At 39.5% G+C, this 23,153-nt stretch carries 17 protein-coding genes; 11 read left to right on the top strand and 6 right to left on the bottom strand.

Features of this window, described 5'->3' with window-relative positions:
- Nucleotides 1-10 precede the first annotated feature (10 nt).
- Nucleotides 11-3,508, bottom strand: a complete 3,498-nt coding sequence (locus HLV59_RS00910; protein ID WP_016143759.1) for a hybrid sensor histidine kinase/response regulator — start codon at nucleotides 3,506-3,508, stop codon at nucleotides 11-13.
- Nucleotides 3,509-3,690: 182 nt separating this feature from the next.
- On the opposite strand from HLV59_RS00910, the gene HLV59_RS00915 reads away from it, so the two are divergent.
- The 4 genes from HLV59_RS00915 to HLV59_RS00930 all read left to right on the top strand — a co-directional run bounded on the left by HLV59_RS00915 (nucleotide 3,691) and on the right by HLV59_RS00930 (nucleotide 8,735).
- Nucleotides 3,691-4,023 carry a DUF485 domain-containing protein gene (locus tag HLV59_RS00915; protein WP_016142785.1) on the top strand — a complete coding sequence of 111 codons (333 nt, stop codon included), beginning with the start codon at nucleotides 3,691-3,693 and terminating at the stop codon, nucleotides 4,021-4,023.
- A 1-nt stretch (nucleotide 4,024) separates the two neighbouring features.
- Nucleotides 4,025-5,740: a cation acetate symporter gene (locus HLV59_RS00920; protein ID WP_016143758.1), complete on the top strand. Its 1,716-nt coding sequence runs from the start codon at nucleotides 4,025-4,027 to the stop codon at nucleotides 5,738-5,740.
- A 167-nt stretch (nucleotides 5,741-5,907) separates the two neighbouring features.
- A complete protein-coding gene (locus HLV59_RS00925; protein ID WP_216606749.1) occupies nucleotides 5,908-6,600 on the top strand; it encodes an ion channel in 693 nt (230 codons plus the stop codon).
- 167 nt (nucleotides 6,601-6,767) lie between these two features.
- A complete protein-coding gene (locus tag HLV59_RS00930; protein WP_081172566.1) occupies nucleotides 6,768-8,735 on the top strand; it encodes a BCCT family transporter in 1,968 nt (655 codons plus the stop codon).
- Nucleotides 8,736-8,797: 62 nt separating this feature from the next.
- Here HLV59_RS00930 and omp33-36 read toward each other — a convergent pair whose 3' ends face one another.
- Nucleotides 8,798-9,679 (bottom strand): porin Omp33-36, encoded by an 882-nt coding sequence (omp33-36, locus tag HLV59_RS00935; RefSeq protein ID WP_031949596.1) that lies wholly within the window; start codon nucleotides 9,677-9,679, stop codon nucleotides 8,798-8,800.
- Nucleotides 9,680-10,685: 1,006 nt separating this feature from the next.
- Here omp33-36 and HLV59_RS00940 point away from each other — a divergent pair.
- On the top strand, nucleotides 10,686-12,395 hold the full coding sequence (locus HLV59_RS00940; RefSeq protein ID WP_031949595.1) for a GGDEF domain-containing protein: 1,710 nt from the start codon (nucleotides 10,686-10,688) through the stop codon (nucleotides 12,393-12,395).
- Nucleotides 12,396-12,426: 31 nt separating this feature from the next.
- Here HLV59_RS00940 and uvrA read toward each other — a convergent pair whose 3' ends face one another.
- A complete protein-coding gene (gene uvrA, locus HLV59_RS00945; protein ID WP_061874399.1) occupies nucleotides 12,427-15,261 on the bottom strand; it encodes an excinuclease ABC subunit UvrA in 2,835 nt (944 codons plus the stop codon).
- 296 nt (nucleotides 15,262-15,557) lie between these two features.
- On the opposite strand from uvrA, the gene HLV59_RS00950 reads away from it, so the two are divergent.
- The 4 genes from HLV59_RS00950 (at nucleotide 15,558) to HLV59_RS00965 (ending at nucleotide 18,192) form a co-directional block, all read left to right on the top strand.
- Nucleotides 15,558-16,160, top strand: a complete 603-nt coding sequence (locus tag HLV59_RS00950) for a TetR/AcrR family transcriptional regulator (RefSeq protein ID WP_171429123.1) — start codon at nucleotides 15,558-15,560, stop codon at nucleotides 16,158-16,160.
- Nucleotides 16,161-16,163: 3 nt separating this feature from the next.
- Complete coding sequence (locus HLV59_RS00955; RefSeq protein ID WP_171429125.1) at nucleotides 16,164-17,141, top strand: zinc-binding dehydrogenase; 978 nt, start codon at nucleotides 16,164-16,166, stop codon at nucleotides 17,139-17,141.
- 65 nt (nucleotides 17,142-17,206) lie between these two features.
- Nucleotides 17,207-17,560 carry a DUF1304 domain-containing protein gene (locus HLV59_RS00960; protein ID WP_057106277.1) on the top strand — a complete coding sequence of 118 codons (354 nt, stop codon included), beginning with the start codon at nucleotides 17,207-17,209 and terminating at the stop codon, nucleotides 17,558-17,560.
- Between the two features lie 290 nt (nucleotides 17,561-17,850).
- Nucleotides 17,851-18,192 carry a GlpM family protein gene (locus HLV59_RS00965; protein WP_016143750.1) on the top strand — a complete coding sequence of 114 codons (342 nt, stop codon included), beginning with the start codon at nucleotides 17,851-17,853 and terminating at the stop codon, nucleotides 18,190-18,192.
- 42 nt (nucleotides 18,193-18,234) lie between these two features.
- Here HLV59_RS00965 and HLV59_RS00970 read toward each other — a convergent pair whose 3' ends face one another.
- The 3 genes from HLV59_RS00970 to tenA all read right to left on the bottom strand — a co-directional run bounded on the left by HLV59_RS00970 (nucleotide 18,235) and on the right by tenA (nucleotide 20,261).
- Nucleotides 18,235-19,047, bottom strand: a complete 813-nt coding sequence (locus HLV59_RS00970) for an SDR family NAD(P)-dependent oxidoreductase (protein WP_171429127.1) — start codon at nucleotides 19,045-19,047, stop codon at nucleotides 18,235-18,237.
- A gap of 103 nt (nucleotides 19,048-19,150) precedes the next feature.
- Nucleotides 19,151-19,522, bottom strand: a complete 372-nt coding sequence (locus HLV59_RS00975; protein ID WP_016143748.1) for a MerR family transcriptional regulator — start codon at nucleotides 19,520-19,522, stop codon at nucleotides 19,151-19,153.
- A 64-nt stretch (nucleotides 19,523-19,586) separates the two neighbouring features.
- Nucleotides 19,587-20,261: a thiaminase II gene (gene tenA, locus HLV59_RS00980; RefSeq protein WP_057106279.1), complete on the bottom strand. Its 675-nt coding sequence runs from the start codon at nucleotides 20,259-20,261 to the stop codon at nucleotides 19,587-19,589.
- Between the two features lie 262 nt (nucleotides 20,262-20,523).
- Between tenA and HLV59_RS00985 the strand changes: the two genes are divergently transcribed.
- Nucleotides 20,524-21,606, top strand: a complete 1,083-nt coding sequence (locus HLV59_RS00985) for a DUF475 domain-containing protein (RefSeq protein WP_031949587.1) — start codon at nucleotides 20,524-20,526, stop codon at nucleotides 21,604-21,606.
- Between the two features lie 146 nt (nucleotides 21,607-21,752).
- Nucleotides 21,753-23,117: an MFS transporter gene (locus HLV59_RS00990; RefSeq protein ID WP_005078603.1), complete on the top strand. Its 1,365-nt coding sequence runs from the start codon at nucleotides 21,753-21,755 to the stop codon at nucleotides 23,115-23,117.
- The last annotated feature ends 36 nt before the right edge of the window (nucleotides 23,118-23,153 follow it).

The following is a 23,153-nucleotide window of genomic DNA, read 5'->3' on the forward strand; positions in this document are numbered from 1 at the left end:
GAGAAAATATTTAATCTACCTCACTGGCAATTTTAAGTCCCGATAACCATGCTCTTAGAGAAGCTGGCTTAAGTGGTTTTTTGAGTAAAACAATATTCAGTTCTTTCAATTGTTGAGGTAGCTCAGGATGAGAGTCTGCGGTAATTAAAGCCACTGGAACGTCATCCTGACGATTTTGCAAAATAAAATCGACACCGAGTTGGTTGTTGTTTAAATGCTGATCGATAAGCCAGACCTGAATATTCTCTTTTTGAATAATCTCAAGTGCTTGTTCTGGTTCAGTGGCTTTAAAAACTTCATAACCCCATCGACCTAATAAGCTACTCATGCCCTCAAGAATAGTTTCATCATTGTCTAGACATAAAATTCGGTAGGCTTTGGTTTTTAAAGGTACTGCCTGTACGGTTGGGGTTATCACTTTTGGAGCTTCTACGATAGGAACCTCAATCATAAAGCAAGAGCCTTTATTGAGTTGTGAGTAGACATGGACTGGATAATTCAACAAACCCGTCATACGCTGCACAATAGCAAGTCCTAAACCTAAACCTTGCTCGCCCCAAGGGGATAAATGTCCACAACGTTCGAATTCTTGAAATAGTTTAATACGTTGCTCTTCGGCAATTCCGGGGCCTGTATCCCAAACACCAATTCGAATATGACCAGATTTTTGAGCAGAACGTAATACGCCAACAATCACTCGGCCTTTGGCTGTATAGCGCAAAGCATTACTTACAAAGTTTTGAATAATGCGTCGAATCCACTGTGGATCTGTATCGATCCAGAACGATACATCGTGAACTTTCAGGGAAATATTTCGCTGTGCAGCAATTGATTTGAACTGGAGTTCAAGATCGCTTAATAAATCATGTAAAGGATAAGGCTGTCTTTTTGGTTGTATGGTGCCGCCTTCCAAACGTGCAATATCGAGTAGGGCAGAGAGCATACTTTCTGCGCCATACAAAGCACGGTCAAGTTGCTGCAAAGTTTGACGGTCTTCTTCAGTTGCGATGCTTTGTTCAAGAACCGTACTAAACAAACGGGCGGCATGCATAGGTTGTAATAAGTCATGACTGGCGGCTGCAATAAATCGGCTTTTTGACATATTGGCCATATCAGCTTGTTCGCGTGCAAGCTGTTGCTCGGTTAAAGCATCTGCAAGTTGTTGGGTTCTGTCTTTTACGCGGGCTTCGAGTATTGCCTCATTCGCACGGAAAGCAGTAATGTCAGCGAACGTAGTCACAAAGCCTCCCCCTGAAATAGGATTACCACGCATTTGAATAACGCGTCCGTCTTTACGGATTCGTTCAAACTCATGCGCACTTCCGACTTTCATCCAGTGTAAGCGTTTACGAACATGTTCTTCGACTGAACCGGGTCCGCATTCGCCGCGTTCAGCGTTATAACGAATCAAGTCGGCAATTGGACAACCTACATAGACTAAATCTTTTGGGTAGCCAAATAATTTTAAATATTGGTTGTTCCACGCGACCAAACACATATTTTTATCGACCACACTTACCCCTTGAGTCATGTGGTCAATCATGGTCATCAGCAAGTTTTGATTAAAACGTTGCCATTGTGAGGCTTGGTCTAAAATATTAGCGACTTGTCCTAATGCCAAACCATTGTTAATCATTGCTGTAGTGAGCAACGTACGTGCAGAAGCGGCCCCGATAATACCTGCAAGATATTGCTCGGTGAATCGCCACCACATGCCGTTGGCGATACTATTCGGGTTGAGCGTGAGATGATTTTGCTCGCAAAAGTTCTCGAATGCTTGAGTTGTGGGTTGCTCACCCGTAATTCTTTTAGCAAGTGCGAACAGATCACCTACTTTTAAGCGCGCGGCATCGTGTGGTAAATAGGTCAAATCGGTAGAAGTATGGGGTGATGGCAAAGGCTTAGTTTCATAATAAAAAAAGCTTTCTGCCTGTATTTGTTCAGCCACACTTGGGCGGTAAAGTTTAGAAATCCAGATATATAAAAGAATATTTAAACCGAGTGACCAAATGACGCCGTGCGTTAAAGGTGCAAATGACTCAAAACCAAAAAGTGACTCTGGACGTAAGGCATTTATTCCAAAAGGACCAAAAAGCAAAATACTTTGGGCTGTTTCTTGATAGGCTTCCGGCAAACTACGTAAGATGGTTGGAAATAGTAATGTATAACTCCACATTAAAAATCCAACGATGAGACCAGCGTAGACACCTTGGCGACTTCCACCTCGCCAATACAATCCCCCAATCAATGCAGGTGCGAACTGGGCAACAGCACTAAATGCTAATAAACCAAAAACTGAAAGTTGGTTAATATCATTAAAGAAATGGAAGAATAAAAAGCCAAGTAGCATTACCGCGACAATACTAATACGTCGACTAAATTTAAGAACTTTTGGTAGATGTTTATCATGGCGTGAAAGCAACTTAAAACGCCAAAGTGCGGGCATAATCAAGTCATTACTGAGCATGATAGACAAGGCAACAGATGACACCAGTAACATGCCTGTTGATGCAGAGAACCCGCCTAAAAAGGCCAGTAGGGCTAACCACTCTTGGTTATAACTCAGTGGTAATGAGAGTACTGCAACATCGGGCACAGTGAGGAACTTCGGAGCTGCATGCAAGGCCCAGCTTGCAATCGGGATAATCGCTAAAATCGTTAAAATAAGATAAGCCGCAAACCATTTACGTGCACCGCGGATATGCTTTTCATCACGTAATTCAACAACAGCCACATGAAATTGGCGGGGTAAACATATAATTGCTAGACCTGCCAATAATGTCTGAATCCAGAAAGTTTCAGGTACCCCAAACAATTGGACTTCCTGAAAGGTTTGGTTTACGTCGGCTGAGACTTGTACTAAGTTGGCGGGTGCTTCAAAAATAAAAAATAAAGCGACACAAATCAGCGCGAATAATTTCACAAAAGATTCAAATGCCACAGCTAACATGAGGCCGCCATGTTGCTCGGTGTTTGCAATTTGTCTGGTACCAAAAATCATGGCCAAGATCGCAAGGACACTGGTTAAAAGCAAAACGCTGTTGGTGGTCGTATGAATATGAGCATTCTGCTCTAAGATGACTGATGTACTTAAGGCAATTGCACGTAACTGTAAGGCGAGATAGGGAATAATCGCAATCACTGCCAAGATTGTAACCAGCGAAGCTAATACGCCACTTTTTCCATAACGTGCAGCAACAAAGTCGGCAATTGATGAAATCGCGTGGTGCTGACGTACTCGGCCTAAACGGCGCCAGATGTCATAACCGAACCAGACAAATAACAGTGGACCTAAATAAATAGGTAAGAAAATAACGCCTTCTCGGACCGCCGCTCCGGTTGCGCCATAAAAAGTCCAAGATGAACAGTAAACCCCTAAGGTCAAACTAAACAAGAACATGCGGCCACGGGTACTCAGACGGCTGGCATGCTTTTCACCAAAAAAAGCACAAACGAATAAGAGTGCTATATAAAGAGTGAGTACCCCAATAATCAGCCAGCTGTTCATATGACCTACATGATTAAAACCTTGCGCCTATCATACCGCAAGCAGAAACAAAGCAATAAATTGATTAAATTTTAACGACCAAAGTCTAAGTTACGAATTACACGTAATTTTGCTAATTTGAATAATGAGAAACTACTATTAAAAAAGTGGCCAAGGTTGGGCACAGGGCAAGGAGTTTGGTTATGGATCAAAGCCAAGTAGAAAAGATTCTACACAATCCAAAGTTTCAGAAAATGGTCAAGAAAAAAAGTGCATTAAGCTGGACGCTCACAATCATTATGTTAGTGCTTTATGTGGGCTTTATGCTACTTGTTGGCTACAACAAAGAATTTTTGATGAGTTCATTTAGTGGTGGTGTAACGACATGGGGTATTCCACTAGGCTTAGGAATTATTGTTTTATCTTTCCTACTGTGTGGCGTGTATTCCTATATCGCAAACAATACCCTTGACCAGTTGAGTGAAGAAGCGTTGAAGGAAGTTGAAGCCATCACGCATGAGAAAGGATTACACTAATATGAAATGGAATTCATTAAAAGCGAAAGCCTTATTGGCAGCAGCATCGCTATATTCAACTGTTGCTATGGCTGGTCCAGATTTGGGAGAAGCTGAGCAACAGGCGACGAACTGGCATGCCATCATCATGTTTTTGATTTTTGTTGGTTTCACTTTGTTTATTACCAAGTGGGCTGCAAAACAAACCCAATCAGCACAAGATTTCTATACCGCAGGGGGCGGAATCAGCGGTTTCCAGAACGGATTGGCAATTGCCGGTGACTATATGTCAGCTGCATCTTTCCTCGGTATTTCCGCAATGGTATTTAGCTCGGGTTTTGATGGCTTACTTTATTCTCTTGGGTTTATGGTAGGTTGGCCAATCGTTTTATTCTTGATTGCAGAACGTTTACGTAACCTGGGTAAATACAACCTTTCAGACGTAGTGTCATTCCGTCTCGAAGAAAAACCGGTCCGTACCTTAGCTGCCTTGAGCTCGCTGGTTGTTGTCGCATTCTACTTGATCGCTCAAATGGTAGGAGCGGGTCAGCTCATCAAATTACTATTTGGTTTGAACTACAACATCGCTGTTGTCATCGTTGGTTTATTAATGATGGCATACGTCATCTTTGGTGGCATGTTGGCAACGACATGGGTACAGATCATTAAAGCAGTCATGTTGCTCAGTGGTGCGACTTTCATGGCATTCATGGTGATGAAAGCGGTTGGTTTTAGCTTCAGCAATATGTTCACTCAATCAATTGAAGTATTCAGTAAAGTTCACAGCGTAAGCTTTGAAGAAGCTGCGAAAATTATGGGTCCGGGTAAACTTGCCGCAAATCCGATTGATGCATTGTCTCTTGGCTTAGCACTCATGTTTGGTACAGCAGGTCTTCCACATATTCTTATGCGTTTCTTCACAGTAAAAGATGCAAAAGAAGCACGTAAATCGGTTGTGGTTGCGACAGGTTTCATTGGTTATTTCTATCTTTTAACTTTTATTATTGGTTTCGGTGCGATCCTTTTCGTATCAAACAACCCTCAATTCCTTGATGTTGCCAAAATGGCAGTATCAGGCAAGCTTGAGCTTGTTGGTGGTAACAACATGGCAGCCGTGCATTTAAGTGACGCTTTAGGCGGTGACTTATTCATGGGCTTCATTTCAGCAGTAGCATTCGCAACAATTCTTGCGGTTGTTGCAGGTTTAACACTTTCAGGTGCATCTGCAATTTCACATGACTTGTACGCTAACGTATTTAAGAAAGGTCAAACGACTCCAGCTTCAGAACTTCGTATGTCAAAAATTGCGACACTTGGTTTAGCAATCTTTGCGATGATTTTGGGTATCTTGTTTGAAAAACAAAACGTAGCATTTATGGTGGGCTTGGCGTTCTCTGTGGCATGTTGTGCAAACTTCCCGATCCTTGTTCTTTCAATGTTCTGGAAAGGTTTAACGACTCGTGGTGCTGTTATCGGTGGTTTGGTTGGTCTTGTAACAGCGGTAGTGCTTATTGTTCTGTCTAAAGCAGTTTGGGTGGATACTTTAAAAATCTCTGATACACCAATTAACCCGTTTAATGGTCCTGCATTATTTGCGATGCCATTATCATTCCTTTGCTGTTGGTTGTTCTCGGTGACTGACAACTCTGCACGTGCAAAAAAAGAGCGTGCTGCATTCGATGCCCAATACGTTCGCTCAATGACAGGTATTGGTGCTTCAGGTGCTTCAGACCACTAAAATCAAAATTTAGTACATCCCTCATTAAAAGCCCTTAGGGGCTTTTTTTGTTTATTTTGTATAGCGAGATGAAAGAATTTTTTAATAAAGAACAACTTGTTTATCCTATTTTTTGTACAGTATGATTTTCTATAATTCAAAATATAACGAAAAAGGAAAATAATTAAATGCGATCTATCATAGATTTCTGGGCGAGCTTTCGACTGCTACCTTCTGCGTGGCTCTTACTCGTTCAGTTTATTTTATTGATCTTAGCTATGCTGACTTTTCACGATGCGTCTTATAGAACCCTCACTTGGGCGTTAGGAGTACTTGCCTTACTCATTATTGCCAAGGTTATTCGCCAAACTCCAATGTTTACTTTTTTGGGTTTAAGCTTTGTCAGTGGAGCGATTATATCTTCGGCCTTTATCTTATTAGGCTATAGCAATTTAACGATCCAGATATTTGCCCATAGCTGTGAAGCGCTAGCTTACTTCTCGGCTGCTTATGGTTTATTCCGTTATATGTTCGCTGACCGATATTTAACAAGAGATGAACTATTTGCGGCAGCAGCAGTCTTTACCCTGATTGCTTGGGGCTTTGCATTCCTCTACAACATTTGTCAGCTATTAATTCCTGCTAGCTTCCAAAACCCAAATAATGTTCATCATTTACAGACTTGGTTAGACCTACTCTTCCTGAGCTTTAGTTTACAGTCCGCGACAGGCTTATCGGATTTAATGCCGCTTAGTCCCCCAGCACGCGTTTTAGCCATGCTACAGATGTTCTGCGGAGTGATGTATCTGGCCTTGATTGTTACCCGTTTAATTGCTTTGCAGTACATTGCTCACCCCACAAGGAAGGATTCTGGCAAATAAAGGAGAAGGTGTTTCAATTTGTTTACACCTTTGTAACTGCAATATTATTTAAGTTTATTTAGAGTATTATCGGCTTTCTCTATTGAAAGATTTAACTTTGTTCATTCCGTGAATATCTCTATTGGCTTAATGCCTGTCACTTTTCATTAAAATAACATGGAGGAGTTATGCCTTCCAAACAACCAGGTTGGTTCGCAAACGTTAATCCTAACGTATTTTTTGGTACGGTCATTATCATTGCCTTATTTTTAGCAGTTGTGGTGATCGCCCCGAGTTCCTTTGAACTTCTAACGCAGCAATTAAAACAATGGATCACCGATTCATTTAGCTGGTTTTATGTTTTATCTGTTGCTTTCTTTCTTATCTTGTTGATTTATATCGCCTGCTCATCAATAGGACGGATTAAATTAGGGCCTGATCATAGCCAGCCTGAATATAATAATGGGTCTTGGTTCGCCATGCTATTTACAGCAGGGATGGGGATCGGCCTGATGTTTTTCGGGGTTGCCGAACCGGTCATGCATTATGTTAATCCACCAAGTGGAGATGCCCAGACCATTGATGCAGCGCAGCAAGCACTTAGAGTAACCTTCTTCCACTGGGGTTTGCATGCGTGGGCAATTTATGCAGTAGTTGGGTTAGCATTAGCTTATTTTGCTTATCGACATAATTTACCACTAAAGACCCGTTCAGCCCTATATCCGCTCATTGGTAAAAAGATTTATGGACCATGGGGCGATAGCATCGATATCTTCGCGACTATTGGTACAGTATTTGGTGTAGCAACTTCTCTGGGGTTTGGTGTTACCCAAATTAACTCTGGTTTACATTATTTATTTGGCGTTGAACAAAGCACCCATATTCAAGTTTTACTGATTATTTTTGTGAGCATTTTAGCTTCCTTATCTGTGTTCTTAGGTCTAGATAAAGGGGTTAAACGCTTATCAGAGCTAAACTTAGTCTTAGCCTTAATATTACTAATATTTGTGTTTATCGCTGGTCCTAGTATTTATTTACTCCAGACTACTATTCAAAACACTGGGCAATATATCTCTAATCTTTTTACCATGACATTCAATTTATATGCTTATCAGCCGAATGGATGGATTGGTGGTTGGACAATTTTATATTGGGCCTGGTGGATTTCATGGTCACCATTTGTGGGTATGTTTATCGCGAGGGTTTCACGTGGTCGTACCATTCGAGAGTTTATTGTTGGTGTTCTGCTCATTCCGACAGGTTTTACGATTATCTGGATGGGCTTTTTAGGAAATGCTGCGTTATTTAGCATTATTCATGAACATCAAACCACTCTCATTCAGGCTGTTCAGCAAGACTCGTCAGTTGCACTGTTTGAATTCTTAGGTCACTTGCCATGGTCAGGTGTCATGAATATTTTGGCTACTATTTTAGTCGTTTTATTCTTTGTGACTTCTGCTGACTCTGGAGCACTAGTAACAGACTACTTAACTGCAAAAACTGAAAATTCACCAACTTGGCAGCGTTTGTTCTGGACCGTGCTAATGGCTGTGCTTGCCATTATCTTATTGCTAGTCGGTGGTTTGGCCGCATTACAGTCTTCAATCATTATGAGTGCATTGCCGTTTACTGTGGTCATGCTTTTAATGAGTTGGGGATTAATAAAAGCATTACATCTTGATGTCACCAAAATGACAGCCATTCAGGAAGCTCGTATTACACCACGTGCCATTCATAATCCACGAAGCTGGCAACAGCGTCTTGGATTAATCATGCACTATCCTCATAGTGAACAAGAAGTAAGAGAATATATTGAAAAGCAAGTAAGTCGTGCATTTGAAAATATCAAACATGAATTTAGGCGCCGTCACTTAGAAGTTTCAATTACTCAGCTTGAGGATGGAATGCAACTTCGAGTCGATCATCACAATGAAATTAATTTTATTTATAAAGTTGTTTCACGTGAAACAGTACCACCAAGTTTTTTAATTGGGCGTACTGAAGCTGAAGATGGGCAATATTTCCAAGCTGAAGTTTTTTTAAGAGAAGGTGGACAGAACTATGATGTAATGGATTGGACTCAAGAAGATTTAATTCAAGACATTATTGATCAATATGAACGTCATTTATATTTCTTAAATATTGTACGAAGTTAATATTTAGCCGTAAAAAAAGGACTCAAATGAGTCCTTTTTTTACATTCAATTTCTAATTTAAATTAGAAACGGAATTTAGCATTTAAGCCGATAGTTTGTGTATCACGTTGGTTGCCATCTTTCGCATTTGCTTTAACGAAGTCAGCACCAACTGCTACAGCAGGAGTGATGAAGTATTGAGTGTGACCACCCCAAACATGGTCGTAACCAGAATTAAATGCAGCTACATCAGCAAAAGATGCACCAACACTTAACTTAGGAGTTACGTAAAGATCAGTTTTCATACCGTAAGCATTGTCTTCAGCAAATACACCAAATGCTTCAAAACCAATAGCCATGTTAGTGCCATCGATGTTGCCAACATATTTAGTACGAGCAGTTACAGCATCTTGTTTTTCATCAATAGCAACTGATTCACCAACTGCTTTAGCGATTCCGTATTTATTTACACCGAAAGCATCTAAAGAAATTTGATCTGCAACACTTGTATAACCAACAGCAACTAAGAAGTTAGGTAGCAACATTGCACCAGCTTCTAATGCGTAACGGTCACCATTGTCATCGCTTTCACCATCTTTAAAATCATTGATAGTGTGATTGTAAGAAGCGCTAGCATAAACTGGTAAGTAAGGAGTTGGAAGGTATGCTTCACCTTTAACGCCATAAGTATGAGATTCAACATTTACAGTGTCTTTCTCATCATACTTGATATAGTTATAAGCAACAGAAACGTTAGATGCTTGGTTTAAGAAAGCTGCTTCAGCTAAAGGACCTTTAGAAGCATCTACATTTTTTAAGTAATAAGTACCTTGAGCAGTACCAGTGAAGTTTTTATCGTTTGCAGTTGTGTCAACATATTCAGATTGACCTTGAACTTCAAATTGATAAGCATGAGCACCGGTCATGGCTAATAATACAGCAGTGGCTAAACCAAGTTTTTTCATAATCATTTCCAGCATTAACAAGAGATAAAGCTGGGGCCATTGTATTGTAACAATTTATGAAGTCAATAATGTAGAAAAGGTAATGTTAAAGATATTTGACACTTATGTTAAAAATGGTGAAAAATTAATCAAATGAAAAGTAAATTGTCAACCTGATAAAAAAATGAACATTTACAATAAGCTAATAATTATATTTCATTGAGAATTAACAACTAAATGTTAAAAAGATATTACAATTGTAATTGGAAAAACTGATTGTATTGATCGGTTTTAACATTGGTAAAAGTATAGCTTTGTTTACAAAGTGAATAAAAAATCGTCATTTTATTATCAAATTTATTTTATTTTGAGGAATAGTTAACAATATTCCGATAAGTTTAACTAAAAAATTTAACTATTCTTAATTATTATATAAGTGAATAAAGTAAAAGGAATCTATATTTTAAGTTAAAAAAACGATTAAAATTTTAATTCTGATTAATTTAATCAACTTTACAAAAGTAGAGATAAATCACATAATTCAATGGCAAAGTTCACTACCTAACGTTTTTAGGATTTAAAGTGCTTGCCCAGATACGATGTGTATGTCACATCAGATTTTACGAGCTCAGCTTTCCCCAAGGTTGAGCTTTTTTTTATCTGTAAGAAAATCTAAAAACTACATTATGAATTACGTGAATTTTATTTTAAAAACAATAGATCAAAAAGAACCCAGCTTTAAGCTGGGCAGTGGATGCTGGGAGAGACATCCAAGAGGACAAGTGAATATATTTATTATCATTACTAAAAAACTTTAATCTGTAAAATAGAGTTTTTTTATAAAAATCATTTGATTTTTCGATTCTGATTTTTCATTTAAGCTGAGAATGGGGGGGATCGTATAATTATTAAAAGAGAAATGAAGGGATTATTGATGAAATTCTAGTTATTAAAATGCTAGGATGGATTTAAGCCTAATTTATATCGTAGTAAAAATGGCAGGACATTTACGGAGTACCAGCTAGAAATGTCAGGATTACGTTCAGAGCATATTAGTAATCGACTGTTCTTTTTTATGCTGGTTATAATTTTGTCCTTATTATTCATGGCAATACCTCTTATTGTGGGAAGCTATCAGGATTATATAAAAACTAGACAAGCCCTAGCCGAAATAAAAAGTTTAAGAGCAGTTGCTGATATTGCCTATAAAATTTCGAAGGAACGTGCTCCCGCTAACAAAATGATGTCGAGTGGTCCTCACGATTTATTAAAGAATCAGCAAGAATTAAAAAAATTTCGTTTAATTGTCGATGAGCAAATTGATACAAGCATTCTTATTTTAAAACAAGCAGGTTATGTCTCATTAGCCAATGAGTTGCAAACCAGTTTAAAGGAAAATCTCAAACAAGCTCGACATGTAGTTGATTATTATGGTGAAACTCCATATGCAGCCAGAACTTCCGTTCAAATGGATAACGCTATTTTAGGAATGTTTGGAGCGTGGGATCAATGTAGGGAAATATTGCAAAAATTGATGTTGCAGTTAAAAAGTAAAGATAGTCGTATTTCTAATTACTTTACGCTGATTATTGTTCTGACTGATATGCGTGATCAGGCTGGGCGTATGGCATCTAATATTATTGCCCCTGTAAGTTTTAATGAAGAGATTCCAAGTAATAATCGGGCACGTTCTCTACAAACTCAGCATCAAGCTAGATATTTATGGATATTGGTTGATACTTTGCAGCCTGAACAGGCAAAAACTCCAGAATATCGTCGATTATATTCACGTGTGAAAACAGAGTTTATAGATCAGGGTATTCCAATTGTAGAAAAGCTATTAGAAGAAAGCCAAAAGGATGAGCCATATTTTTTAAGTGGTACACAGTTAACCGAAGCAATCGTAGGTAAATTTACCACTGTAGTTGATTTACAAAGTTATATTCTTGATGAGAGTGTAGTCATAGCCACTCAAGAAAATGCAATTGCTCGAAATGATTTCTTTTTAACTTTATTTATTTCTCTAATTTCTTTGGCTACAGCATTACTTACTCTGATATATGCCCAAAGACGTGTATTTTCTCCTTTAATTAAAGCGAGAACTTTAATTTTAGATTTATCGCATAGTTCAGATCATTGTAAAGATGAGATGAATGTCACCACAAAAGGTGAATTTTTTTCTTTGTTTGAAGCGATAGACCGATTGCAGCGTATGTTGCAACAAAGAGATGCTTTTGAATTTCAATTGAAGAATATTGCGAATACTGACCCACTTACTGGTGTGTCTAACCGTTTGGCTTTATCTGAATATTTAAAAATCGTTGAAAGTTATCCTCAAAAATTTACGCAGACCTGCTTAATGATTATTGATATAGATCGTTTTAAACAGGTGAATGACCGCTATGGGCATATTGTTGGTGACCGCGTCATTGTCAGTATTGCCGAGCAATTAAAGCAAAATATCCGAAGTTCGGATTTAATTGTTCGTTATGGGGGAGATGAATTTTTAATATTGCTAGAGCAGATGCAATTTGTAGATGTCCGTCTATTAGCAGAGAAAATTCGAATGGCGATTTCTTTAGAAGAGATTGATTTATCTGGTACAGAAGAAAAATTGCATGTGTCTGTAAGTATTGGTTTTGCTATAGGCGCAGCGAATTGGATTGAGCTTTTAGAGAAGGCTGACAACTCACTCTTAAAAGCTAAAGCCAAAGGGCGAAATGCAGTTGAGGGATAAAAAAGCCGGAAATGATTTCCGGCTTTTTATTTTATTGCTTCAACATCGGCTTTAAGAAACGGCCTGTATGGGAAATCTCAACCTCGGCCACTTGTTCCGGTGTTCCTTCGGCAATGATCATACCACCGCCTGAACCACCTTCAGGGCCTAAGTCGACAACCCAGTCCGCTGTTTTAATCACATCAAGGTTATGTTCAATCACTACAATGGTATTACCCTTATTGCGTAGCTCATGCAAAATATCGAGTAACTTGGCAATATCATGGAAATGTAGACCTGTTGTTGGCTCATCCAAGATATATAAAGTTTTGCCTGTATCTCGTTTTGCTAACTCACGTGCGAGTTTTACCCGTTGTGCTTCACCACCAGAGAGAGTGGTAGCAGCTTGACCTAAACGGATATAGCCTAAGCCCACCTGAGTTAAGGTTTCTAAGCGGCGATGAATCACTGGAATTGCACTAAAGAACTCTGCAGCATCTTCAACAGTCATTTCTAAAACATCAGAAATGTTTTTGCCTTTATAGCCGACTTCAAGCGTTTCACGGTTATAACGTTTGCCATGACATGCATCGCAAGGCACATACATATCTGGTAAGAAGTGCATTGCGACTTTAATCATACCGTCGCCTTCACACGCTTCACAGCGTCCACCTTTTACGTTAAACGAGAAACGGCCTGCACTATAACCACGGGCTTTTGCCTCTGGTGTTTGCGCAAATAATTCACGGATTGGTGTAAATAACCCTGTATACGTTGCAGGATTTGAACGTGGTGTGCGTCCAATTGGGCTTTGGTCAATATCGACAACTTTATCGAGATGTTGAAGACCATCAATCGAGTCAAACTTCTCAGCCGTTAATGTCGTTGCACCGTTAAGCTGCGTCGCAGCCAATGGAAGTAATGTGCGGTTAATCAACGTCGATTTACCCGAACCTGAAACCCCGGTTACGCAGGTCATAATGCCAAGCGGAATCGTTAAGTCGACATTTTTTAAGTTATGACCTGCTGCACCTGAAAGTTTGATGACTTCATCTGGACGTGGTGATTGAGTACGTTTTTTGGGTACTTCAATTTTGAGTTTGCCAGAAAGGTATTGTCCTGTAAGAGAATCGGTATGTTTAGCCAATTCATCATAAGTCCCTTCGGCAATAATCACACCACCATGCACCCCAGCACCTGGACCGATATCAATAATATGGTCAGCAGCACGGATTGCATCTTCATCGTGTTCAACGACTAATACCGTGTTACCTAAATCACGTAAGCGAATCAGTGTTTGTAATAGACGGTCGTTATCACGTTGATGTAGACCAATAGATGGTTCATCGAGCACATACATGACGCCCATTAAACCTGCACCAATTTGTGAGGCTAAACGGATACGCTGTGCTTCACCGCCCGATAAGGTTTCGGCAGAGCGAGCTAGACTTAGATAGTTAAGTCCCACGCTCACCAGGAAGTGTAGACGTTCACGAATCTCTTTAAAGATTTTATCTGCGATTTCGCCTTTAGCACCTTCAAGATTTAAACCTTGGTAGTAGCTTTCAGCATCACCAATCGACATACGGGTAATGTCAGCAATGGTTTTGTCTTTTACGCGGACATTGCGTGAAATTTCATTTAGACGTGAACCATCACATGCATCACATGCGGCATTAGAGAGATATTGAGCTAAATCATCTCGTACATAGTTACTTTCAGTTTCACGGTAACGACGTTCAAGATGCGGCAAAATTCCTTCAAAAGGTTGTACGCGAGTGTGTTTACGACCACGTTCGTCGATATAGCTTAAATCGACTTTTTCTTTACCTGTACCTTGTAAGAATTTCTTTTGAGTATCTTTATCGAGCTGGTTCCAAGGCGTATCAAGTTGAAAACCAAAATGATCTGCAACTTTTTGCAGCATCGAATAATAATATGGGCGCTGGCGATCCCATCCACGGATCGCACCTTCACTAATCGCAAGATCAGGATTTGGAATCAGCTTTTCAGAGCTAAAATGACTGCGTGTACCTAAACCATCACAAACAGGGCAGGCACCGAACGGGTTGTTAAATGAAAACAAACGTGGTTCAAGCTCTGCGACAGCGCGATCACATTCAGGACATGAGTGCTTTGCAGAAAAAACGCGATCAGGATGTTCACCATTCATCCATGATAAAACTGCAATATCGCCACCTAAACGTAGTGCGGTTTCAAATGATTCTGCAATACGGTTACCTAAGTCCTCACGTACTTTGAAGCGGTCAACTACAACTTCGATGGTGTGTTTTTTCTTTTTGTCGAGTTCTGGTGGTGTATCAATATCAATGATTTCGCCATCAACACGGGCACGAACAAAACCTTGACCTTGTAGTTGTTCGAACAGATTGCTGTACTCACCTTTACGTTCACGAACGACAGGGGCAAGCAACATGAGTGCTGTGCCTTCCTCAAGGGTTTTTACCGCATCGACCATTTCAGAAACGGTTTGCGCAACCATAGGCAAGTCATGTTCAGGGCAATAAGGCGTACCGACACGTGCGTAAAGTAGACGCAAATAGTCATAAATTTCGGTAATTGTACCAACCGTTGAACGTGGGTTATGACTGGTAGATTTTTGTTCAATGGCAATCGCTGGTGATAAACCTTCAATCGAGTCGACTTCAGGCTTTTCCATTTGCGATAAAAACTGGCGGGCATACGCTGAAAGCGATTCGACGTAACGGCGTTGTCCTTCGGCATACAGGGTATCGAAGGCTAGAGAAGATTTTCCTGAACCTGATAACCCCGTAATTACCACAAATTTGTCGCGTGGAATATCGAGAGACACATTTTTTAAATTATGGGTACGTGCACCTCGAATACGGATATGACTTTGGCTCATAAAACATCTCAATTATGTATTGATGAAAATTTAGGTGTTGATTGATCAGTCACAGAGAGGTGTGACTGGTTATAAACAACAGACCCTATATATGATAACGATTTAAAATTGTTCAAGTGGTACAAAATGATTTAAAGCGACAAATTGTGACGGTTAAACGACAATCGACAAAATTTGTTTAAATAAGCAGGTTGTATTTTTAACATTCCTCACTTCAGATTTCTACTCTAAGTAAATTTTAACCAGCAACATAACTTTACTAGACGACTGGTCTAATAGTTGTTTATGATGTATGCATGAAACGATTAAATAAAAGTGAAACCACGCGACAACATATTTTGGATACCAGTTTTGAGCTGGTATTACATAAAGGGTTTGTCGGTGTTGGTTTACAAGAAATCTTAAAGGCTTGTGACGTACCTAAAGGTTCGTTCTATCACTACTTTGCTTCGAAAGAGGCATTCGGCTGTGCGCTCTTAGAGCAATATATGGCTGATTATAAAGTTCGTATGGAACAACTTTGGCAAGACAGCGAGCAAAGTGCTCATGCCCGTTTAATAGCCCTATGGCAGGCGTGGATTGATGATCCAGTCAACGGTAGTTGGGCTGAAAACTGTCTGATTGTGAAGTTAGCGGCAGAGGTTTCTGACTTGTCAGAAGATATGCGCCAAATTCTTAATGATGGCGTGCACAAACTAACGCAACGTTTGGCTTTGCTGCTTAAAGAAGGGCAACAAGAAGGATCAATTCCAAAACATATTGAACCTTTAAAAACTGCGCAAGTCATGTATCAGTTATGGTTAGGTGCTGCTTTACTCACAAAATTATCGCAAGACAAAGCACATCTCCATCTAGCCTTAGAAACTACTCAACAACTCATAAAACCGATAGAGGAATAAAGCATGCGAAGTATTATCCATCGTAATTTTGGCGAGCCTGTAGACGTTTTAGAGCAGGCGGATATGCCAAAGCCAGAGCCAAAAGCAGGCGAAGTTCGTATTAAAACCATCATGTCTCCAATGCATAATCATGATGTATGGACAGTACGTGGAAGCTATGGCTACAAGCCAACTTTACCTGCGATTGGTGGTAGTGAAGCCGTTGGTATTGTAGATGCGTTGGGTGAAGGCGTTACTCATGTACAAGTAGGGCAGCGCATCGCAGTGGCAGCTGTGCATGGTAGTTGGGCTGAATACTTTATTGCACCTGCTCAAGGGATTATTCCACTCAATAATGAAATTGATGACGAAACAGCAGCGCAGCTGATTGGTATGCCAATTAGTGCGCTCATGCTACTCGACTTTGTAAATGTTCAAACGGGTCAATGGCTCATTCAAAACACAGCGAATGGTGCAGTTGGTAAAACGGTTGCGATGATTGCACAGGCGCGTGGTTTACCTGTAATTAATTTAGTTCGTCGTACTGACGCGATAGCCGAGATGCAAGCATTAGGCATTCAACATGTTGTTGCAACTGATCAGCCTAATTGGAAAGAGCAAGTTAAACAGATTCACGGTGACCAGCCTTTAATTGCTGGTGTGGACTCGATTGGTGGAACCGCAAGTGGCGAAATGCTGAATTTACTCAGTGAAAATAGCCTGTTCGTTTCGTTCGGTAGTATGACTGGTGAAACCATGCAGATTTCATCGGGCGATTTGATTTTCAAACAAGCGACAGTAAAAGGTTTCTGGGCGAGTGTGGTTAATAAAGAAATGCCTGCTGCTCGTAAAAAGGAACTGATTGTTGAGTTATTAACGTTAGCAACTCAGAAAAAATTAATCTTGCCTGTAGAAGGCGTATTTAGTTTTGATGAGATTAAAACTGCCGCACAAAGAGCAACACAAGGTGCTCGTCAAGGCAAAGTATTGTTAAAGCCGTAACACACTAAAAGATCAGTCGAGAGACTGATCTTTTTTCATATCTTTAAAATAAAAAGGAAAATTGTATGATCGGACAAATTTTAATTGCGCTTATCGCAATACTACATGTCTATATTTTAGTGTTAGAAATGTTTTTGTGGGACAAACCTTATGGCATGAAAGCCTTTGGAAATAATGCCGAAAAAGCAAAACTCACCAAAGTGATGGCACAAAACCAAGGTCTTTATAATGGCTTTTTAGCAGCGGGCTTGTTTTGGTCTTTATTAGCTGATGTACCGTTTGCGACATCCATTGCCAATTTCTTTTTAGGTTGTGTACTGATTGCAGGTGTTTATGGCGGTCTGACTGCAAGTAAAAAGATTATTTATATTCAGGCAGTTCCAGCATTAATTGCTTTGGTCGCTGTTAATTTTTTATGATGAAATGAAATCTAGGTAATACTTTTAATTTCACGACGGAGCTTTAATCCGTGAGATTAGATACTATCAGTTAATTCTGTTACTTTTGTTTTGGCAAAAGTAACCAAAACCATTGTTATCGGCAAAACCTGTTGTTTTACATCATCTATCCACTCTCTTGCAAAAACATTCATTTATAATCATAGGCAGGTTGCAGATGACGTTTAGCACAAGCAGATTGTGGTTTAAGTATCTTTAGTCAAACTGCACAATATTGAAGTTTATAGTTAAGCGTTGGATCTAGATTAAATATGTGGGCGTTATTTTTAAAGTGTATGTTGGGGGCCGGGGTTGTCCTCATCATTTCAATTTTATCGAAAAGTAAGGCCTTTTATATTGCAGGTTTAGTCCCGCTTTTTCCTACATTCGCTTTGATTGCTCATGTGATTGTTTATCAGCAAAAAGGTGCCGAGGCATTACAAAAAACGGCTCTGTTTGGTCTATGGTCACTTATTCCCTATGCTATTTATTTAGTTGCCGTTTATGTGCTTGCAACGCGTATGTCGATGTGGTCGTGTCTAGGTTTGGCAACACTGTGTTGGGTGGTTGCCGCGGCAGGTTTGATTTATGGATGGCAGTTGTTTCAAAATTAAAAGATTAAGAGAGATCTCTTAATCTTTTAATTTGAACTAGCTTTATGACGGTTCGATAATGCGGGTTCTGAGCATCCCTTCAACTAATTTGATCATCTTTTTACGAGATAGAACTCGTGGCAGTTGAGACGTTAAATAATTGCTACAACCCACTACAACCGTTGCTTTATTCTTATCTAATGCTTTAACTGTTGCAGATACAACATCGTCGACTGTAGAGCTTTTCATACCGCTGGTATTTGCATTAGCGACCTGAGTAAAATTGGTTTCCGTATTGCCTGGACAAACTGCCAGAAATTTAACTCCTGAAGAGCCGTATTCTCCTGCAAGAGCCTCAGTAAATTGCAATACATAAGATTTAGTTGCCCCATACACAGCAATATAAGGCAGGGGTTGAAACGCACCTGTAGATGAAATATTAATCATGATGCCTTTTTTGTTCGTAAGCATGTGGGGCAAAAATAGATAACATAAAGACGTTACGCTGCTGATATTTAGCGTAATCATTTCTTGATAGATAGATACAGATTGATCTAGAAATTTAGTCCATTTTCCAAATCCTGCGTTATTAATTAAAATCTCTACCGATAATTTTCTAGCTTGCACTTCATCAAATAAGCTCTGAGCTGAATTGGGTTGAGCTAAATCTAAAACGATCACCTCAACATTCACGTTATATGTTTTTCTAAGTCCATCGGCTAAATCATTTAGTTTCTGCTCAGAGCGTGCTGTTAAAATTAAATGAATTCCTAAAGATGCAAGTTTATGAGCATAGGCTTTGCCTATTCCTGAAGATGCGCCTGTAATTAATGCTGTTGAATTTTTAAATTTAAATAAAGAAAGATAAGCACTCATTTTATTGGTCCGTAATAAAAGAAGTCATTACGATAAACCTTGTCCCTAAGGGCAGAGTCAAGCACTCATTTTGAAAGCTATTTGCAGATTTTAACTAGCTGTTTTAGGCAGAAATCTTATTGGTAATATAAGTCTGAATAATCTCATCTTCCAGTTGCTTTAAATCTTCTTGTAAACGATTTAACGCTTTTTTTTGCTCAATAATTTGTTGATTCTTTTTTTGAATAAGCTGCTGTGCAATTTCTACAGGAAAACGATTATTTTTATATTTTAAAGCTGACAAGTCATACAGTTCTGAAAGGCTAAATCCGACAGCTTGCGCGAGGCGAATCATCTTAACCGCTTGAACATCCAGTGCTTCATAAACACGATAATTTCCCTTTCTTTTTGCGACTGGTAGTAAGCCTAATTTCTCATAATGCCGAATGGCTTTAGGAGTGGCTCCAGTTAAAGATGCTAATTCGCCGATATACATATCTGTCTCACATTTTTTAAAAACGGTCAGCATCTTGAACGATCTGACCGATTCTTTTTAAGTTTTAAATATGATCTAAACCTAACCATTGCCTTTTGTGGTAGGCACTGTCCCAAAATAACCATTCAAGTTTTGCACCCATGGTATAGGCTGCATGCATTTTTTCTAAAGTATCTGCATCACAACGTGCTGCAACTTTATCTACTGTCGCAATCACATTACGAACCGCTGTATGAAACTCTTCACCAGCGTAAGTATCAATCCATGCTTGGTAAGGGTTATTTGGAATTGATTTATTTACAATATCTTTACCGACTTCAGCATAAATCCAGAAACACGGTAGTAGGGCCGCAAGCACAACTGGATAGCTTTCAGACCAAGCAGTTGCTGTTAAAAATGAAGTGTAGTGGTGGCCTGCCAAGGTTAGCGGCGTATTTTTAAATTCTTCTTTGGTTACCCCAAAGTTTTTCATAAAGTCATCATGCAAACTGCGCTCAACCACAATCGCAATTTTAGCTGCATCTGAAAATTGCATAATATCGTCAGCGTCAAAAGCTTTCGCAGCTGCAACAGCAAGCACACGACCATAGGCCACTAAGTATTGAGCATCTTGAATCACATAATGACAAAAAGCTTCTTTATCTAAAGTACCGTGAGCAAGTTCCTGATTAAAAGGCAGGTCTAAAATTTTTTGATATAAATTTAAATTGCGTTGCCAAAGTTCTTGAGAAAAAAGCATAAAAACATTCCATTTAATTTAAGACAGCTGAACCAGATTTTAAATCAATTTTAAAATACAAAAATAATAATGATAGATATATCGCAAGAAAATATTTAACACGATTAACAAGTTAATCAAACATTATAAATTTCTTTATTAAACAGATAGATAAAGTAACAGTAATAACGGCACAAAACGACATCGTTTTGTGGTGAATTATCGATATAATAGCGGCGGTTTTTAAGAAAGATTAAATTTATTCTTGGTATAGGTCTGATCCATGAAGCATTTCCGATTTTCGATATTTTTCACGGTGGTGTGTTTAGCACTATCGGCGTATTGGGGTTTTACCCATGGACCTGAAGCGGGCGTGTCTACCATGCTTAAAGCTTTAACGATTACAGCCATTTTAGCTGTAATGGAGGTCTCTTTATCTTTTGACAATGCTGTCGTAAATGCCTCGGTTCTACGTAATTGGGATCCGTTCTGGAAAATGCTCTTTTTGACGGTTGGTATTTTAATCGCCGTTTTTGGTATGCGTTTAATTTTTCCAGTGGCGATTGTCGCCGTTACTGCAGATATGGGAATGATTGAAGTGGCTAAATTGGCACTCAACGATCCAAAAACGTATTCTGAGCGATTAATGGCCCACCACGCCGAGATCTCTGCTTTTGGTGGAACATTCCTACTATTGGTTTTCTTGAACTTCTTTTTTGATGAAGAGAAAGAAACTCATTGGTTCAGATGGCTTGAAGCTAAACTTTCTAGTTTAGCAAGCGTACCAGCAATGTCTGTCTTTATTGCTCTCATTGCAATGCTAATTATGGCAGCAAACGTTGACGAATCTCAGCGCCTTGTTGTGACTATGGCTGGTATTTGGGGCATTGTGGTTTATATTGGTGTAGAAGTATTAAGCCATATGTTAGGTGGTGAACCTGAAATTGATGAAGATGGCAATGCTGTCATGAAAGACGGATCAGGTGCTGCTTCTGGTGTAGTGAAAGCGGGTATCGGTGGTTTCTTATATCTTGAAGTATTAGATGCATCATTCAGTTTTGACGGTGTGATCGGTGCTTTTGCAATTACTAGCGACGTTGTTGTGATTATGCTGGGCCTTGCAATCGGTGCTATTTTTGTCCGTTCAATGACAGTTTACCTTGTAGAAAAAGGCACACTAGATGCTTATGTGTTCTTAGAACATGGTGCGCATTATGCGATTGGTGCTTTAGCATTCATTATGATTGCAAGTGGTACAGGCGTACATGTACCTGAAGTTGTGACTGGTTTAATTGGTGTAGCGTTTATTGTTTGGGCTGTCATTGCTTCAATTCAATATTCGAAGCGTGAGCAACAGTCGCCTTAAGCTAATTTTCAGTAAAGTTCGATAGAATGAAGAGGCTAAATGCCTCTTTATTTTTTTAAGCCCAAATCGTTATTTTAAATAAGGTGTTCCGTATTTTTAGAAACGAATCGGCTTATAATTTACCTAGTTTGATAACGTGTATTGATATGATGAATGCTTTGGAACGTCGCTCAACTTTTGCCTTAAGTAGTATTTTCGCACTACGCATGTTGGGCTTGTTCATGATTATTCCTGTCTTTTCTGTAGTTGGGCAGTCATATCAATATGCAACTCCAGCACTCATTGGTTTGGCTGTAGGCGTCTATGGCTTAAGTCAGGCGATTTTACAAATTCCATTTAGCTTACTAGCAGACCGTTTTAGCCGTAAACCACTTGTGGTATTTGGTCTATTACTCTTTGCCATTGGTGGTGCAATTGCGGGTTTATCTGACACGATTTATGGCGTAATTATTGGTCGTGCTATCGCTGGTGCTGGCGCAGTTTCAGCTGTTGTGATGGCACTTTTAGCCGATGTGACGCGCGAAGAGCAGCGTACTAAAGCCATGGCCGCGATGGGCATGAGTATTGGGCTATCTTTTGTAGTGGCCTTTAGTTTAGGGCCTTGGCTCACAAGCCTTGTCGGCATTTCTGGTTTGTTCTTTGTGACGACTATTATGGGCTTGATTGCGATAGCGATGTTATTGCTAGTACCTAAAGTAACTCGCCATCATCGTAATTATCAGCAAGGCTACATGGCACAGCTTAAGCAAGTCATTCAAATGGGTGATTTAAACCGTTTACACGTTTCGGTTTTTGCACTGCATTTATTACTGACAGCCATGTTTATTTATGTGCCTTCACAACTCATTGAGTTCGCTCATATTCCTCTGGCAAGTCATGGTCTGGTGTATTTGCCCCTGTTAGTCATTAGCCTGTTCTTTGCATTTCCAAGCATTATCATTGCTGAAAAATATCGCAAAATGCGCGGGATTTTCTTAACGGCAATTACAGGCATTATTGCAGGTTTGTTGCTGCTCATATTTGGTTATCAATCAAAATATGTTCTGCTTGCAGGTTTAGGTATTTTCTTTATTGCATTTAATGTGATGGAGGCTTTATTACCTTCTTGGTTGTCGAAGTCTGCTCCAATCCAGTCAAAAGCAACTGCTATGGGCGTAAATGCCAGTAGTCAGTTTTTAGGCGCTTTTTTTGGTGGCACACTAGGTGGTCAATTATTGATGTTACATAATACTGCGATTGGATGGAGTGTCTTGGCAGGGATTGCTATAATATGGTTGCTAATTAGTTTTGGTTTAGCTCAGCCGCGGTATTTGTCATCGATTGTGTTGCCATTGCCGCAAGTGCAACAGGTGAATGAGTGGACCACACAGCTATTGGCAATTCGTGGTATCGAAGAAGTTGTGGTGATGCCTGACCAGCAAGTTGCTTATATTAAAGTCGATAAACAGTCTCTAGATGATGCTGCGCGACGTGATTTAACGCAGTTGTTCGGTAAAGAGGTAGCCATTTAAGCATAACTCTTATAAAGTAAAACATAGAAATGTATA

It is taken from the genome of Acinetobacter lactucae (assembly GCF_013122135.1).
Classification (GTDB): Bacteria; Pseudomonadota; Gammaproteobacteria; order Pseudomonadales; family Moraxellaceae; genus Acinetobacter; species Acinetobacter lactucae.

Coding starts and splice junctions, on each gene's coding strand:
- HLV59_RS00915 (WP_016142785.1), top strand. CDS start 3,691: ATGGATCAAAGCCAAGTAGAAAAGATTCTACACAATCCAAAGTTTCAG.
- omp33-36 (WP_031949596.1), bottom strand. CDS start 9,679: ATGAAAAAACTTGGTTTAGCCACTGCTGTATTATTAGCCATGACCGGT.
- HLV59_RS00975 (WP_016143748.1), bottom strand. CDS start 19,522: ATGTATATCGGCGAATTAGCATCTTTAACTGGAGCCACTCCTAAAGCC.
- HLV59_RS00960 (WP_057106277.1), top strand. CDS start 17,207: ATGATCGGACAAATTTTAATTGCGCTTATCGCAATACTACATGTCTAT.
- uvrA (WP_061874399.1), bottom strand. CDS start 15,261: ATGAGCCAAAGTCATATCCGTATTCGAGGTGCACGTACCCATAATTTA.
- HLV59_RS00985 (WP_031949587.1), top strand. CDS start 20,524: ATGAAGCATTTCCGATTTTCGATATTTTTCACGGTGGTGTGTTTAGCA.
- HLV59_RS00970 (WP_171429127.1), bottom strand. CDS start 19,047: ATGAGTGCTTATCTTTCTTTATTTAAATTTAAAAATTCAACAGCATTA.
- HLV59_RS00920 (WP_016143758.1), top strand. CDS start 4,025: ATGAAATGGAATTCATTAAAAGCGAAAGCCTTATTGGCAGCAGCATCG.
- HLV59_RS00910 (WP_016143759.1), bottom strand. CDS start 3,508: ATGAACAGCTGGCTGATTATTGGGGTACTCACTCTTTATATAGCACTC.
- tenA (WP_057106279.1), bottom strand. CDS start 20,261: ATGCTTTTTTCTCAAGAACTTTGGCAACGCAATTTAAATTTATATCAA.
- HLV59_RS00925 (WP_216606749.1), top strand. CDS start 5,908: ATGCGATCTATCATAGATTTCTGGGCGAGCTTTCGACTGCTACCTTCT.
- HLV59_RS00990 (WP_005078603.1), top strand. CDS start 21,753: ATGATGAATGCTTTGGAACGTCGCTCAACTTTTGCCTTAAGTAGTATT.
- HLV59_RS00965 (WP_016143750.1), top strand. CDS start 17,851: ATGTGGGCGTTATTTTTAAAGTGTATGTTGGGGGCCGGGGTTGTCCTC.
- HLV59_RS00950 (WP_171429123.1), top strand. CDS start 15,558: ATGAAACGATTAAATAAAAGTGAAACCACGCGACAACATATTTTGGAT.
- HLV59_RS00955 (WP_171429125.1), top strand. CDS start 16,164: ATGCGAAGTATTATCCATCGTAATTTTGGCGAGCCTGTAGACGTTTTA.
- HLV59_RS00940 (WP_031949595.1), top strand. CDS start 10,686: ATGTCAGGATTACGTTCAGAGCATATTAGTAATCGACTGTTCTTTTTT.
- HLV59_RS00930 (WP_081172566.1), top strand. CDS start 6,768: ATGCCTTCCAAACAACCAGGTTGGTTCGCAAACGTTAATCCTAACGTA.